This is a genomic window from Actinomadura chokoriensis (assembly GCF_039529475.1).
GTDB lineage: Bacteria > Actinomycetota > Actinomycetes > Streptosporangiales > Streptosporangiaceae > Spirillospora > Spirillospora bangladeshensis.
Genome location: NZ_BAAAMW010000015.1, coordinates 74,307 through 88,786, shown reverse-complemented (window position 1 = coordinate 88,786; position 14,480 = coordinate 74,307). Strand labels below are relative to the sequence as shown.

General features: G+C 73.5%; 13 protein-coding genes. 8 read left to right on the top strand and 5 right to left on the bottom strand.

The genetic code is table 11. From position 1 onward, the window contains the following. Positions 1–42: 42 nt before the first annotated feature. Positions 43–1,269, top strand: a complete 1,227-nt coding sequence (locus ABFX46_RS28135; protein ID WP_346046676.1) for a PrsW family intramembrane metalloprotease — start codon at positions 43–45, stop codon at positions 1,267–1,269. Positions 1,270–1,317: 48 nt separating this feature from the next. Further along, on the top strand, positions 1,318–2,316 hold the full coding sequence (locus tag ABFX46_RS28130) for a COX15/CtaA family protein (protein WP_346046674.1): 999 nt from the start codon (positions 1,318–1,320) through the stop codon (positions 2,314–2,316). 4 nt (positions 2,317–2,320) lie between these two features. Here ABFX46_RS28130 and polX read toward each other — a convergent pair whose 3' ends face one another. The 5 genes from polX to ABFX46_RS28105 all read right to left on the bottom strand — a co-directional run bounded on the left by polX (position 2,321) and on the right by ABFX46_RS28105 (position 7,667). Next, a complete protein-coding gene (gene polX / locus ABFX46_RS28125; protein WP_346046672.1) occupies positions 2,321–4,039 on the bottom strand; it encodes a DNA polymerase/3'-5' exonuclease PolX in 1,719 nt (572 codons plus the stop codon). Positions 4,040–4,078: 39 nt separating this feature from the next. Beyond that, a complete protein-coding gene (gene prcB / locus ABFX46_RS28120; RefSeq protein ID WP_346046670.1) occupies positions 4,079–4,915 on the bottom strand; it encodes a proteasome subunit beta in 837 nt (278 codons plus the stop codon). Positions 4,916–5,010: 95 nt separating this feature from the next. Beyond that, on the bottom strand, positions 5,011–5,958 hold the full coding sequence (locus ABFX46_RS28115; protein WP_346046668.1) for an EamA family transporter: 948 nt from the start codon (positions 5,956–5,958) through the stop codon (positions 5,011–5,013). 3 nt (positions 5,959–5,961) lie between these two features. Further along, entirely contained in the window at positions 5,962–6,732 is a 771-nt protein-coding gene (locus ABFX46_RS28110) for an ABC transporter permease (protein WP_131939255.1), read from the bottom strand. Then, positions 6,729–7,667, bottom strand: coding sequence for an ABC transporter ATP-binding protein (locus tag ABFX46_RS28105; protein ID WP_346046666.1), 939 nt, complete (start codon positions 7,665–7,667; stop codon positions 6,729–6,731). Before ABFX46_RS28105 ends, ABFX46_RS28110 begins: the two co-directional genes overlap by 4 nt. 197 nt (positions 7,668–7,864) lie before the next feature. Here ABFX46_RS28105 and ABFX46_RS28100 point away from each other — a divergent pair, with 197 nt between their 5' ends. The 6 genes from ABFX46_RS28100 to ABFX46_RS28075 all read left to right on the top strand — a co-directional run bounded on the left by ABFX46_RS28100 (position 7,865) and on the right by ABFX46_RS28075 (position 14,386). After that, on the top strand, positions 7,865–9,106 hold the full coding sequence (locus tag ABFX46_RS28100) for an arginine deiminase (protein ID WP_346046665.1): 1,242 nt from the start codon (positions 7,865–7,867) through the stop codon (positions 9,104–9,106). Between the two features lie 27 nt (positions 9,107–9,133). After that, complete coding sequence (gene argF, locus ABFX46_RS28095; protein ID WP_346046664.1) at positions 9,134–10,147, top strand: ornithine carbamoyltransferase; 1,014 nt, start codon at positions 9,134–9,136, stop codon at positions 10,145–10,147. A gap of 11 nt (positions 10,148–10,158) precedes the next feature. Continuing rightward, positions 10,159–11,094, top strand: coding sequence for a carbamate kinase (gene arcC / locus ABFX46_RS28090; protein ID WP_346046662.1), 936 nt, complete (start codon positions 10,159–10,161; stop codon positions 11,092–11,094). After that, on the top strand, positions 11,091–12,548 hold the full coding sequence (locus ABFX46_RS28085) for an amino acid permease (protein WP_346046660.1): 1,458 nt from the start codon (positions 11,091–11,093) through the stop codon (positions 12,546–12,548). The genes arcC and ABFX46_RS28085 overlap by 4 nt, the downstream gene beginning before the upstream one ends. Beyond that, on the top strand, positions 12,545–13,489 hold the full coding sequence (locus ABFX46_RS28080; protein ID WP_346046658.1) for a universal stress protein: 945 nt from the start codon (positions 12,545–12,547) through the stop codon (positions 13,487–13,489). Before ABFX46_RS28085 ends, ABFX46_RS28080 begins: the two co-directional genes overlap by 4 nt. Positions 13,490–13,573: 84 nt before the next feature. Further along, on the top strand, positions 13,574–14,386 hold the full coding sequence (locus ABFX46_RS28075) for a helix-turn-helix transcriptional regulator (protein ID WP_428831320.1): 813 nt from the start codon (positions 13,574–13,576) through the stop codon (positions 14,384–14,386). Positions 14,387–14,480: the final 94 nt, after the last annotated feature.

Here is a 14,480-nt window from a genome sequence, read left to right as displayed (position 1 = left end):
GGCCGGCCCGGCGCCGGACCCGGCTTCGGTTACGCTCACGTCATGGCGAGCATGGATCCGAAAGCGGTGCTGGACGGCCGGGTGCCGGGCAGGCCCCCGGTCGGCCTCATCGTCGGCATGACCGTGTCCGGGCTCTGCATCCTGGTCGCGTTCGGCGCGGACGCGGCGCTCGGCGGGGCCGGCTTCTGGGTCGGGGTGCTGCTCGCCATCCTCCCGATCCCGGTCCTGGTCGCGCTCGCGCTCACGCTGGACCGGCTGGAGCCGGAGCCGCCGCGCGCCCTGGTGTTCTCGTTCATGTGGGGGGCGGGCATCGCCGTGCTCGGCGCGCTCGTCCTCAACACCGCCGGGCTGCTGTACGTGACCGTGCCCATCTTCGGGGAGACCGAGGGCCACTTCGTCAGCGCCACGTTCGGCGCGCCGATCATCGAGGAGACGCTGAAGGGCGCCGTCCTGTTCGGCCTGCTGTGGTTCCGGCGCAACGAGATCGACGGCTTCGCCGACGGCATCATCTACGCCGCGATGGTCGGCCTCGGCTTCGCCATGATGGAGAACATCACCTACTACATGCGGGCGTTCGAGGACGGCGGCGCCCAGCAGCTCCAGGCGGTGTTCATCCTGCGCGGCCTCATCGCGCCGCTCAGCCACCCCCTGTTCACGTCCATGACCGGGCTCGGCGTCGCCTACGCCGCCACGCACCGGCGCGGCCAGATCCTCGCGCCGCTCGCCGGGCTGCTCGGCGCGATGATCCTGCACGGGCTGTGGAACGGGTCCGCGGGCGCGTTCGGCCTCGCCGGCCTCGGCATCGTCTACCTGCTGGACTTCTGCGTCCTCGTCGCGCTGATCGTGATCGTCTTCGTCGAGCGGCGCGGCACCGTCCGCCGCATCGAGGCCTACCTGCCGATGTACGCCGGGACGGGCCTGGTGACGCCGCAGGACGTGCGGATGCTGCGCTCCATCCCGTCCCGCCGCGCCGCCCGCCGCTGGGCCCGGTCGGTCGGCGGGCCGCCGGCCGGCCGCGCCATGACCGACTACCAGCTCGCCGCGACCGAGCTGGCGCTGCTGCACAAGCGCGCCGACCGCGGGGTGGCCGAGCAGCGCTGGTTCGTCACCCGCCGCGACTCGCTGCTGGAGCTGATGTCGCTGGCCCGGCAGGCGTTCCTGCGCACGCCGCCGCGCCCCGGGGCGGCCTGGCCGGCCGGCCCGCCGTGGGCGGGTCAGGGCCCGTCGGGCTTCCTGCCGCCGCGGCCGCCCGGCCCCTACGGCACGTAACCGGGGGTCGGGTCGGGGGTACGGCGACCCGGCCATACGATGGGTGCCGTGGCTGAGCGACCGTCGTCGAATCCCGCGATCCGGACCTGGAACGCCGTGTGGCGTCCGACCCCCGGATCGCTGCGGCTGCTCGCGCTCCTCGGCGTCATCGGCAACGTGCTCATCGTCATCAGCGGCGGCGCCGTCCGCGTCACCAAGTCCGGGCTCGGCTGCCCCGAATGGCCGCGGTGCACCGGCGACAGCCTCGTCCCCACGCACAGCCCCGAGCACCACCTGCTGAACATGTCGATCGAGTTCGGCAACCGGATGGTCACCTTCCTGGTGCTGGGCATCGGCGTGCTGGTGTTCGTCGCGGCGCTGCGGCTGCGGCCGCGCCGCAAGGAGCTCGTGTGGTGGGCGCTGGCGCAGCCGATGAGCGTGGTCGCGCAGGCGGTCATCGGCGGCATCGTCGTCCTCACCAAGCTGCACCCGGCGGCCGTGTCGCTGCACTTCCTCGTCTCGCCGGCGCTGCTCGTCTTCTGCGTGGCGCTGTGGGTCCGCGCCGGGGAGGGCGACGCCCCGCCGCGCCGCCTCGCCGGGCCGTGGACGCGCCGCCTCGCCGCCGCGCTGCTGGTCTCCTGCGCCGCCGTCCTCGTCGCGGGCACCGTCGTCACCGGCACCGGCCCGCACGCGGGGGACGCCGAGTCCCGCCGCTACGGGTTCAACATCACCGACGTCGCCCGCATCCACGGCGAGCTGGCCTGGCTCACCATCGGCCTGACCCTGGCCGTGATCGTCGCCCTCTACCGCACGGGCGCCCCGGCCGCCGCGCGGCGCCGCGCGCTGGAGCTGGCGGGCCTCATCGTGATCCAGGGCGCCATCGGCTACACCCAGTACTTCCTCGGCGTCCCCGCGGGCCTGGTGCTGCTGCACATGCTCGGCTCGGTGCTGATGTGGATCGCGGCGTTCCGCCTGTTCTTCGCCCTCCGCGACCGGGGCCCGGTCCCCGCCGCCGCCGCGCCCGCGCCCGCCGCCGTCCCGCAGGCGCAGGCCCCGCAGCCCGCCTGACGGCTCACCGCTTCCGGAGGAACGCGCGCAGGCGGGGGAGGGGCCAGGTGTTGATGACGTCGTCGGGGGTCAGCCAGCCGCGCTGGGCGGTGCCGACGCCGTAGCGGACGTTGCGGTGGTCGCTCAGCGAGTGCGCGTCGGTGTCGATGGAGAACTTCACGCCGAACCGCTTCGCGCGGCGGACCAGGTCGGCGGGCAGGTCGAGCCGGTCGGGGAAGCAGTCGATCTCCATGGCGGTGCCGGTGCGGGCGGCGGCGCGGAAGACCTCGTCCCAGTCGGCGTCCACCGGCGCGCGGCGGCCGATGCTGCGGGCCGTGGGGTGGCCGATGACGTGGACGTGCGGGTTCTCGCAGGCCCGGACGAGGCGGCGGGTCATCGCGTCCTGGTCCTGGGTGAAGTGGGAGTGGACGGAGGCGACGCAGACGTCGAAGCCGGAGAGGAAGTCGGCGTCCCAGTCGACGCCGCCGTCGGGGTCGATGTTGAGCTCGGTGCCGTGGAGCAGGACGAGGTCGGGATACCGCTTCTGCAGCTCGGCGACCTCGGCGCGCTGGGCGAGCATCTTCTCGTCCGTCATGCGCTGCATCACCAGGTCGGGCGCGTGGTCGGTGATCGCGTAGTACTCCAGGCCGCGGGCCCGCGCGGCGGCGGCCATGTCCGCGAGGGACGCGACGCCGTCGGTCAGGTCGGTGTGGCTGTGCAGGTCGCCGCGCAGGTCGCCGACGGTGACGAGGCGGGGCAGCGCGTCCTTGAGGGCCGCCTCGATCTCGCCGGTGTCCTCCCGGAGGGTCGGATGGACCCAGGGCAGGCCCAGGCGCTCGTAGACCTCCTCCTCGGTCTCCGACACGATCAGCTCGTCCGTCTCGGCGTCGAACAGGCCGTACTCCGACAGCTTGAGGCCCGCCTTGACCGCGATCTCGCGGGTGCGGATGTTGTGGGCCTGCGAGCCGGTGAAGTACTGCAGCGCCGCGCCCCACGACTCGGGCGGGACGACGCGCAGATCGACCTGCAGGCCCTTGGCGGTGCGGATCGAGGTCTTCTTGTCGCCGCCGACGACGACTTCCGCGACGAGCGGCAGCGCGGTGAACGCCTCCATGATCGGGCGCGGGTCCCGGGAGGCGGCGAGGACGTCCACGTCGCCGATCGTCTCGCGCATCCGGCGCAGCGACCCGGCGTGCTCGCAGCGTTCCACCTGCGGGAGCTCCGAGAGGGCGGCGACGATCTCGTCGGCGACGCCCGCGGCGGCGTCGACCAGGACGCGCTCACCGGAGCTGCGCATCAGCTCGATGCCGCGGAGGATGTTCTCCTCGGTCTTGGCGCCGAAGCCCTTGAGGCCGCGCAGGCGGCCCTCCCCGATGGCGGCGGCCAGCTCGTCCACCGAGGAGATGCCGAGCTCCTCGTAGACGGCGAGGGCCTTCTTCGGGCCGAGCGTGGGGATGGCGGTGAGCGCGCGCACGCCCGCCGGTATCTGCGTGCGCAGCTCCTCCACCTGGCGGATCGTGCCGGTGGTGGTGTAGTCGAGGACCTTCTTGGCGATCGCCTCGCCCACGGTCGGGATCGCGCGGAGCCCGGCCAGGTCGAGGCCGGCGATGTCGTCGGGGTACCCGGCGATCGCCCGCGCGGCCTTCTCGTACGCCCGGATCTTGAAGGCGTCGCCGCCGGTGATGGACAGCAGGTCGGCCAGTTCCCGGATGAGGGCTGCGGCCTCGTCGTTCGCGCGTGCCATACGGCCGAGTCTAGAAGCCGGGTCCGACGTTCCCGGTGATCAGCGCAGGGGCGCGGTGGGGCCGCCCGGGTTCTCCATGCGGGCCCGCACGACCTCCTCGGCGATCGCGGACACCTGGTCCTCGGGGAGGCGCCGGTAGCCGTCCCCGGTGACGACCGCGATCGTCGGGTAGATGCGCCGCATCAGGTCGGGCCCGCCGGTGGCGGTGTCGTCGTCGGCCGCGTCGAACAGGGCCTGGACGCACACGGTGGCGGCGTCCTCCAGCGACAGGTCGCGCCGGTAGAGCTTCTTCAGCGCGCCCAGCGCGTAGGGGGAGCCGGACCCGTCCGCGTGGAAGTCGCGGGCCTCCTGCGGCGCGCCGGTGATGTCGTAGGTGTAGATCCGCCCCTCGCCCGTGCCGGGGTCGTAGCCGGTGAACAGCGGGACGACCGCGAGGCCCTGCAGCGCCTGCGCGAGGTTGGCCTGGATGACGGCGCCCAGCCGGCGGGCCTTGCCCGGCAGCGACAGCGGTACCGTCTCCATCTTCTCGTAGTGCTCCAGCTCGACCTGGAACAGCCGGACCATCTCCAGCGCCAGCCCGACCGTCCCCGCGAACGCGACCGCCGAGTATTCGTCGGCGCGCTGGACCTTGTCCAGCTCCCGGTAGGCGATGCGGTTGCCCTGGGTGGCGCGGCGGTCGCCGGCCATCATGACGCCGCCGGGGAACGCCAGCGCCAGGACGGTCGTGCCGTGCGGCACCTCGGGCGCGTCGCCCTCCGGGACGCGGTTGATCGGCAGCAGCTCGGGCGAGTGCAGGCGCAGGAAGTCGACGAACGACGCCGACCCTCCCTCGAAGAACTCGGGCGGGATCCCCTGGTCCTCGGTCCGGCCGATCACGGCGGCTCCTCTCCCCACGCTGGACGACCCGTGCGTTGATCCGTGCGTTGATCCGTGCACGCCGATCCTTCCACGCTGCCACATCGGGCCGCCACTCACGCCTCGGGAGCCTCCGTCGGTTCCTTCTGCCCGCGCGTGGCGCCCGCGCAGGCGATGATGACGCAGGCGATCGCGACCCACTGGCGTCCGGTGAGGATCTCGCCGAGCACCACGAGGCCGACGAGCGCGGCGACGGCGGGCTCCAGGCTCATCAGGATCCCGAAGACGCGGGCCGGCACCCGGCGCAGCGCCTCCAGCTCCAGCGAGTACGGGATGACCGACGACAGCAGGCCGACGCCGAGCCCGATCAGCAGCAGCTCCGGGTCGAGCAGCGCGCCGCCGCCCGCCGCGACGCCGGTCGCGATGCCGCCCGGCAGCACGACCAGCGTGCCGATGATGCTGGCCAGCGCCAGCCCGGTGGTGCCGGGGAAGCGCCGCCCGGTGGCCGCGGTGAGCAGGATGTAGGACGCCCAGCCGACCGCGGCGAGCAGCGCGAACGCGATGCCGAGGAGGTCGGCGTCGCCGCCGCCCCGGGCGAGCATGACCACGCCCGCGCCCGCGAGCAGCACCCACAGGACGTCCCGCGGGCGGCGGGAGCCGACGATCGCGACCGACAGCGGGCCGAGGAACTCGATCGTGACCGCGACGCCCAGCGGGATCCGCGCGAGCGCCTGGTAGAACGCGAAGTTCATCGCGGCGAGCGAGATCCCGTACCCGGCGACGACGGCGAGGCTCGTCCAGGAGTGGTCGCGCAGCACGGTCCGCAGCGCCCGGCGGGCCAGGAAGCCCAGCACGAGCGCCGAGGCCAGCAGCCGGATCGACACGACGGACGTCGGCGGCAGCCGCTCGAACAGGTGCTTGGCCAGGCCCGCGCCGACCTGCACCGAGACGATGCCGAGGAAGATCAGCGCGGGCGGCGGGACCGAGCCCAGCGACAGCGCGCGCGTGCGGCCGGGGGCGCGGGTCGCGCCGCCGAGCGAGCCCGGTGCTTCAGCGAGGGCCAACGGTCACTCCCACCGGAAGAAGCGGGCGGCGAGGGCGAGGCCGGCGACCGCCCACACCGCGAGGACGAGCAGCGGCTGCGCGGGGAACGCGGCGCCGTCCTGCAGGACGTCGCGCAGCCCGCCCGCCAGCGCCGAGATCGGCAGCAGCTCCAGGGCGTCCCGGACGGGGCCGGGGAACTTCTCCAGCGGGAACACGACGCCGCCGACGGCCAGCAGCAGGATGTAGACGAGGTTCGCGGCGGCGAGGGCCGCCTCGGCGCGCATCGTCCCGGCCATGAGCAGCCCGAACCCGGAGAACGCGGCGGTGCCGAGCAGCAGCAGGACGAGCACCGACGCCGGGTCGCCGTGCGGCTCCCAGCCGAGCGCCAGCGCCACCGCGCAGATCACCGCGGCCTGCACCGCCTCGACCGCGAGCACGCTGGCGGTCTTGGCGCCGATCAGCCCGGCGCGCGGCAGCGGGGTGGCGCCGAGCCGCTTGAGGACGCCGTAGCGCCGCTCGAACCCGGTCCCGATCGCCTGCCCGGTGAACGCCGTGGACATCACCGCGAGCGCGAGGATGCCGGGCGCGAGGAAGTCGACGCGGCGGCCGGAGCCGAGGTCGAGCAGGGACGTCGCGCTGAACAGGACGAGCAGCACCACCGGGATGATCAGCGTCAGCAGCAGCTGCTCGCCGTTGCGCAGCACCGTGCGGAACTCGTAGCGGGCCTGCGACGCGACCATCCGCGGCAGCGGCACGGCCCCCGGCGCGGGGGACAGGTCCAGTGGGGCGGTCATGACCGCAGCTCCCGTCCGGTGAGTTCGAGGAAGACGTCCTCCAGCGTGCGGCGCTCGATCCGCAGGTCCTCGGTCAGGACGCCGTGCGAGGCGCACCAGGCGGTGACGGTGGCGAGCAGCTCGGGGCGCACGTCCGCCTCGATCAGGTAGTGCCCGGCGGGCGACTCCTTGGCCGCGCTGCCGGCGGGCAGCGCGGCGAGCAGCTCGTCCAGGCCGAGGCCGGGCCGGGCGCGGAACCGCAGCTGCCGCTCGGCGCCGGTCAGCTCCTCGGGGGCGCCCTCGGCGACGACGCGGCCGCGGTCGACGATGACGACGCGGTCGGAGAGGCGCTCGGCCTCCTCCATGTTGTGCGTGGTGAGGACCACCGACACCCCGGCGGCGCGCAGCTCCTCGATCAGCTCCCAGGTGGCGTGCCTGGCCTGCGGGTCGAGGCCGGTGGTGGGCTCGTCGAGGAAGACCAGCTCGGGCCGCCCGACGATGGCGACGGCGAGGGACAGGCGCTGCTGCTGCCCGCCGGACATGCGGCGGAACGGGGTGCGGGCGTGCTCGGTGAGGCCGAGCCGCGCCAGCAGGGCCGCCGGGTCGAGCGGCGCCGCGTGGAACGAGGCGACGAGCGTCAGGAACTCGCCGGCGCGGGCGGTGCCCGGCACGCCGCCGGACTGCGGCATCACGCCGACCCGCGGCTTCAGCGCCCGGCCGTCCGCGACCGGGTCGAGGCCGAGGACGCGGACGGTGCCGGAATCGGCCCGCCGGAACCCCTCGCAGATCTCGATCGTCGTGGTCTTGCCCGCGCCGTTCGGGCCGAGCAGCGCGGTGACGGCGCCCCGGGCGGCGCTGAGGGACAGGCCGTCGACGGCCGCGGCCGCGCCGTAGCGCTTCACGAGAGAGTGCAGCTCGACCGCGCTGTCTCGGCCGCCGCCTCCGGGGGGTGTCATGCAGACGAGTTTAGGTCCGGGACGCGGCAGCTCCGTGCCGGGTCCCGCCGCCGGTCCGGGTGAAGGTCGGGCAAAGCCCGCGGCCGCGCCGATCCAGTTTCGGGCGCCCGAGCGCGGGAATTGCGGATCTGTCGCCGGACCGGGCCCGGTGACCTGGGGTCATGCGGCGCCGCAGCCGGGCCCCGAGGAGGTGGGGGATGCCGTTCCACGTCGATTCGGAGGCCGGCCGGCTCCGGGAGGTGCTGCTGCACCGGCCGGAGCTGTCGCTGAAGCGGCTCACCCCGTCCAACGCGGCCGGGCTGCTGTTCGACGACGTGCTGTGGGTCAGGCGCGCGGTGGAGGAGCACGAGGAGTTCGAGGACGTGCTGCGGGCCGAGGGCGTCCGGACGCACCTGCTGATGGACCTGCTCACCGAGACGGCCGGGATCCCCGAGGCGCGCAAGCACATCATGGACGCCGTCGTCGACCCGCACTGGTTCGGCCCGCTCGCCACCGACGCGATCCGCAACTGCCTGGACTCCATGGACGTGCAGGAGCTCGCCTCGTTCCTGATCGGCGGCATCACCAAGCGGGAGATCCTGGAGCGCATCCCCGAGCCCGCGTCGATCGCGTTCCACTCCATCCCCATGGACGGCTTCCTGCTGCCTCCGCTGCCCAACCACCTGTTCACCCGCGACCCATCGTGCTGGATCTACGACGGCGTCTCGATCAACACGATGCGCAAGAAGGCGCGGCTGCGCGAGACGGTGAACATGGAGGCGGTCTACCGCTGGCACCCGCTGTTCGCCGCCGGGTACGGCCGGCCCGCCGAGGGCGGCTTCCACGTGTGGAGCAGCGGGACGGCGATGGCCCCCGCGACCCTGGAGGGCGGCGACGTCCTGGTCATCGGGAACGGCGCCGTGCTGGTCGGGATGAGCGAGCGGACGCAGCCGCAGGCCGTGGAGATGCTCGCGCAGTCGCTGTTCGCCGCCGGGTCGTGCACCCGGATCGTCGCGCTGCGGATGCCGCACAAGCGGGCGTTCATGCACCTGGACACGGTCATGACGATGGTCGACCACGGCGTGTTCACCGCCTACGCGGGGCTCGGCATGCTGCCGTCCCACACCGTCGAGCCGGGCGACACCGAGAAGGAGCTGAAGATCACCGACCATCCGCCCGAGGACATGCACCGGGCGATCGCCGCGGCGCTCGGCCTGGACGACATCAAGGTCCTCGTCCCGACGCAGGACGTGTTCGCCGCCGAGCGCGAGCAGTGGGACGACGGCGCGAACGTCCTGGCCGTCTCGCCCGGCGTCGTCGTCGCCTACGAGCGCAACGCGACGAGCAACAACCATCTGAGCCGGAACGGGATCGAGGTCATCACGATCCGCGGCAGCGAGCTGGGCCGCGGGCGCGGCGGCCCGCGCTGCATGACCTGCCCGCTCGTCCGGGACGCCTGACGACCCACGACCCTCGGGAGACCGGATATGGCGCTCGACCTCCGCGGCCGCAGCCTGCTCAGGGAACTCGACTTCACTCCGGAGGAGTTCGGGTACCTGCTCGATCTCGCGGCCGAGCTGAAGGCCGCGAAGTACGCCGGGACGGAGCGGCAGGCCCTGACCGGCCGGAACATCGCGCTGATCTTCGAGAAGACGTCCACCCGGACGCGCTGCGCGTTCGAGGTCGCCGCCCACGACCAGGGCGCCCACGTGTCCTACCTCAGCCCCGGCGGCACGCAGATCGGCCACAAGGAGTCGATGAAGGACACCGCCCGCGTCCTGGGACGGATGTACGACGGCATCGAGTACCGGGGGTCGAGCCAAAGGCTCGTGGAAGAACTCGCCCAGTACGCGGGCGTCCCCGTGTGGAACGGGCTGACCGACGACTGGCACCCCACGCAGATGCTCGCCGACATGCTCACCATGCGCGAGCACGGCGGCAAGCCCCTGCGGGACGTCACGTACGCCTACCTGGGCGACGCGCGCAACAACATGGGCCACTCCTATGTGGCCACCGGCGCGCTGCTCGGCATGAACGTGCGCATCGTCGCTCCGCAGAGCCTGTGGCCGGACGAGGAGACGGTCGTCCAGCCGTCCCGGGCGGTGGCGGCCGGGACCGGAGCGGACATCACCCTCACCGAGGACGTGTCCGAAGGCGTACGCGGCGCCGACTTCGTCATGACCGACGTGTGGGTCTCGATGGGCGAGCCGAAAGAGGTGTGGGACGAGCGCATAGCGCTGCTCAAACCGTACCAGGTGAACACCGAGGTCATGCGGGCGACCGGCAACCCGGAGGTCAAGTTCATGCATTGCCTTCCCGCCTTCCACGACCGGGGGACGGCGGTGGGGGAGGAGATCTACCGGAAGACCGGCCTGGACGCGCTGGAGGTCACCGACGAGGTCTTCGAGTCGGGCGCCTCCCTCGTCTTCGACGAGGCCGAGAACCGGATGCACACCATCAAGGCGGTCATGGTCGCGACGCTCGGCCGGCCGGGCGGGTGAGGGGGGAACGGATGCGCGTGGTCGTCGCGCTCGGAGGGAACGCGCTGGTCAAACGGGGGGACCTGGCCGACGCCGGGCCGCAGCGCGCCAACGTCGACCGGGCGGTGCGGGCGCTCGCGCCGCTCGCCGAGAAGCACGAGCTGATCATCACGCACGGGAACGGGCCGCAGGTCGGGGTGCTGGCGCTGGAGAGCGTCAACGACCCGAACCTGACCCGGCCCTACCCCCTCGACACGATCGGCGCCGAGACCCAGGGCATGATCGGCTACTGGATGCTGCAGGCGCTGCAGAACGCGCTGCCCGGCCGCCAGGTGATGGCGATGATCAACCAGACGCTGGTGTCGGCGGTGGACCCGGCGTTCGGGAACCCGACCAAGTTCGTCGGGCAGGTCTACGACCGGGAGGAGGCGGAGAAGCTCGCCGGCGAGTACGGCTGGACGGTCCGCCAGGACGGCGACAGGTGGCGCCGCGTCGTGCCGTCCCCCCGCCCGCAGCGGGTGATCGAGACCCGGCTGATCCGCGAGCTGGTCCGGCTCGGCACGGTCGTGGTCTGCGCGGGCGGCGGCGGAGTCCCGGTGTTCCGCAACGACGTCGGCCGGCTGGAGGGCGTCGAGGCGGTGATCGACAAGGACCTCACCGCGGCCGTCCTGGCCGAGAGCATGGACGCGGACGCGCTGCTCATCCTCACCGACGTCCCCCGCGTGATGCGGAACTTCGGCACGCCGGAGCAGGAGGAGATCGGCCACACGACCCCCTACGAGCTGCGCGCCGAGGACTTCCCCGCCGGGTCGATGGGCCCCAAGGTCCAGGCGGCGGTGAGCTTCGTCGAGCGGACCGGCGACATGGCCGCGATCGGGCTCCTCGACCAGTGCGTGGAGATCCTCGCCGGCACCGCCGGGACGATCGTGACGCCCAACGCCACCTGGCCGCTGGAGAGCACCCTGTGACCACCACCGGGACCGCGCCGGGATCGTTCGTGCGCAGCCTGCTGCGCACCAAGCCGGTCGACCGGATCGTCGCCGAGGGCGGGCAGGGCGAGGGCGGCGAGCTGAAGCGCTCGATGAGCCTGCTGCAGCTCACCTTCTTCAGCGTCGGCGCGACCCTCGGCACCGGCATCTTCGTCGTCCTCGGCGAGGCGGTGCCGCTGGCCGGCCCGGCGGTCGTGCTGGCGTTCGTGCTCGCCGCCGTCACCGCGCTGTTCTCGGCGCTGTCGTACGCGGAGCTGGCCGGGACGATCCCGGTGTCCGGCTCGTCCTACTCCTACGCCTACGCGACGCTCGGCGAGCTGGTCGCCTGGATCTGCGGGTGGTGCCTGCTGCTGGAGTACGCGGTGTCGGTGTCGGCCGTCGCGGTCGGCTGGGGCTCCTACCTCAACGCGTTCTTCGACGCGGCGCTCGGCTTCACGATCCCGGCCGAGATCGCCAACCCGCCCGGCGACGGCGGCCTGGTCAACGTCCCGGCCGTGGTCGTGGTGCTGATCGCCGCGCTGCTCCTGCTGCGCGGCACGTCCGAGAGCGCCGCCGCCAACACCGTCATGGTCTTCCTCAAGATCGCCGTGCTGCTGTTCTTCTGCGCGGTCGCCTTCACCGCGTTCAAGGCGGGGAATCTGAGCGCGTTCGCGCCGATGGGCTGGGCGGGGATCAGCGCCGCCGGCGGCAAGGTCTTCTTCTCCTACATCGGCTTCGACGCCGCCTCCACCGCCGGCGAGGAGGCGAAGAACCCGCGCCGCGACCTGCCGCTCGCGATCGTGCTGTCGCTGGCGATCGTCACCGTCCTGTACGTGCTGGTCGGGCTGGCCGCCGTCGGCGCGATGCACTGGGAGAGGTTCGCGCTGAGCGGCTCGGAGGCGTCCCTGGCGGAGGTGCTGGACGTGGCGACCGGGCGGTCCTGGCCGTCGATGATCCTCGCGCTCGGCGCGGTGGTCGCCATCGCCAGCGTCGTCCTCACCGTCATGTACGGGCAGACCCGCATCCTGTTCGCCATGGCGCGCGACGGGCTCGTCCCGGACGTGTTCCAGAAGGTCAGCCCCGGCCGGCGGGTCCCCGTCGCCAACACCGTCATCGTGGCGGTGTTCATCGGGGTCCTCGCCGCGGTCATCCCGCTCGGCCGGCTCGTCGACGCCACCAGCATCGGGACGCTGTTCGCGTTCGCGCTGGTCAGCGTCGGCGTCATCGTCCTGCGCCGCACCCGGCCCGAGCTGCCGCGCAGCTTCCGCACCCCGCTGTTCCCCGTCACGCCGCTGCTCGGCATCGGGTTCTGCGTGTACCTGATGGTCGGGCTCGGCGGCGTGACATGGGTGGTCTTCGCGCTGTGGTGCGCCGTCGGGCTGGCCGCCTACTTCCTGTACGGCCGGCGGCACTCACGCCTGGCGGAGCGATCCGCGGGAAGGGGGAACCCGTGAACGCCGCGAAGCAGAACGACACCAACGCACCGCGGGTGCTGGTCGGCTACTCGCCCGACGAGCGCGGCGACGACGCGCTCGCGCTGGCCGCCCTGCTCGCCCGGACGACGCGCGCGCCGCTGACGGCCGTCCACGTCCACCCGCCGCCGTGGCCGACCCCCGGCCCCGGCGCCGTGGACGCCGAGTGGGTCGCCTGGCTCAGGGGCCAGTCGGACGAGGCGCTGGACCGGGCCGCCGCGCGCCTCGCCGCGATGGGCGTGCCGAAGCGGGACATCGAGCTGCGCGTCCACGCCCACCGCAGCAGCGGGCGCGGCCTCATCCAGGTCGCCGGGGACGTGGGCGCCGGCCTGATCGTGGCGGGCTCGGCGCCGCGCGGGCGGCGCGGCCGGGTCGCGGTCGGCAGCACCGCCGACCAGCTGCTGCACGGCTCGCCCGTCCCGGTCATGCTGGCCCCGCGCGGCTACGCGGCGCACCCGCCGCGCCGCATCGCGCGGATGACCCTCGCCTACTGGCGGCGCCGGGACGCCGACGGCCCGCTGACGGCCGCCGCCGCGATCGCCGACCGGCTCGGCGCCGAGCTGCGGCTGCTCACCCTCCTCATCCGGCCGCCCGGCCTCGCGGCCCGGTTCCGCGCCCCGGGCGGCGTGCTGGACCGCCAGCTCGCCCAGGCCGAGGAGGACCTGCGCTACGCCGCCGGGCTGCTCGGCGGCGGGACGCCGGTGGAGCGGCTCACCGCGATCGGGACCGACATCGCCAAGACGCTCGGCACCGTCGATATGCTGCACGGCGAGGTGCTGGCCTGCCTGTCCGGGCACGACGGCCCGCTGCGCAAGGTCTTCCTCGGGGAGAGCTCCGGCAAGATCCTCCGAGCCGCGCCGTGCCCGGTGCTGCTGCTGCCCCGCGGGGCCGCCGCGCCGACCGTGGCGGAAAGCCCAGGTTAGGTAAGCCTTGCCTGCGTGAGCTACGACATCGGCGTTCCGGTGTTTCCAGGGAAGGAATTACGGCACACTGATGTTGTGAAATACGTGAGCGAGGATCAGACGACCACCGGGGCCGCCGCCGCGCGGCCGTCCGGCGTGCCGTCCGGCCCCGGCCACACCGAGCGCGACACGCGCGCGCGGGTGGCCCGGTTGATCCTCGAGCACGGCCCGGTCACGGCGTCCACGCTGGGCGAACGCGTCGGCCTCACGCCGGCCGCGATCCGCCGGCACCTGGACGCGCTGCTGGCCGAGGGCATGATCGAGGTCCGCAAGGCGCGGGTGCCGCAGACCCGGCGCGGCCGGGGGCGCCCGGCCAAGTGGTTCGCCATCACCGACGCGGGGCGCAGCGCGTTCGTGCACGCCTACGACGACCTGGCGACCAGCGCGCTGCGGTTCCTCGCGGACAAGGCCGGCGACCACGCGGTCGCCGAGTTCGCCCGGCGGCAGATCGCCGACCTGGAGCAGCGGTACCGGCCGGTCGTGCAGGACGCGCCGCCCCAGCAGCGGGTCCGCCTGCTCGCCGAGGCCCTGTCGGGCGACGGCTACGCGGCCGCCGCGGCCAAGGCGCCCCAGCCGGGCGGCGGCGAGCAGCTGTGCCAGCACCACTGCCCGGTCGCGCACGTCGCCGCGGAGTTCCCGCAGCTGTGCGAGGCCGAGACCGAGGCGTTCAGCAGGCTGCTCGGCACCCCCGTCCAGCGGCTGGCCACGATCGCCCACGGCGACGGGATCTGCACCACCCACGTCAGCCCGGTCGACCTGTGCGCCGACCGGGCCCGAGGTGACGGTCCGGAGGGACGTCCCATCGACCTCCACCCGGCGGCCGAGGCCGAGGGGGCCGACACGGGGGGTGGAGGTTGACGCTTCACAGACCGCCCGGCGGCGAAGTCTCCACGTCCTGCAACGGCATGCCCCGCCGCCGGTCGCTCGACTATCGCGACGTGACGAACATATC

What these genes read in the sequence shown, in the direction of transcription:
- ABFX46_RS28135 (WP_346046676.1), top strand. Translation starts at nt 43, where the DNA reads ATGGCGAGCATGGATCCGAAAGCGGTGCTGGACGGCCGGGTGCCGGGC.
- ABFX46_RS28110 (WP_131939255.1), bottom strand. Translation starts at nt 6,732, where the DNA reads ATGACCGCCCCACTGGACCTGTCCCCCGCGCCGGGGGCCGTGCCGCTG.
- ABFX46_RS28105 (WP_346046666.1), bottom strand. Translation starts at nt 7,667, where the DNA reads ATGACACCCCCCGGAGGCGGCGGCCGAGACAGCGCGGTCGAGCTGCAC.
- arcC (WP_346046662.1), top strand. Translation starts at nt 10,159, where the DNA reads ATGCGCGTGGTCGTCGCGCTCGGAGGGAACGCGCTGGTCAAACGGGGG.
- polX (WP_346046672.1), bottom strand. Translation starts at nt 4,039, where the DNA reads ATGGCACGCGCGAACGACGAGGCCGCAGCCCTCATCCGGGAACTGGCC.
- argF (WP_346046664.1), top strand. Translation starts at nt 9,134, where the DNA reads ATGGCGCTCGACCTCCGCGGCCGCAGCCTGCTCAGGGAACTCGACTTC.
- ABFX46_RS28100 (WP_346046665.1), top strand. Translation starts at nt 7,865, where the DNA reads ATGCCGTTCCACGTCGATTCGGAGGCCGGCCGGCTCCGGGAGGTGCTG.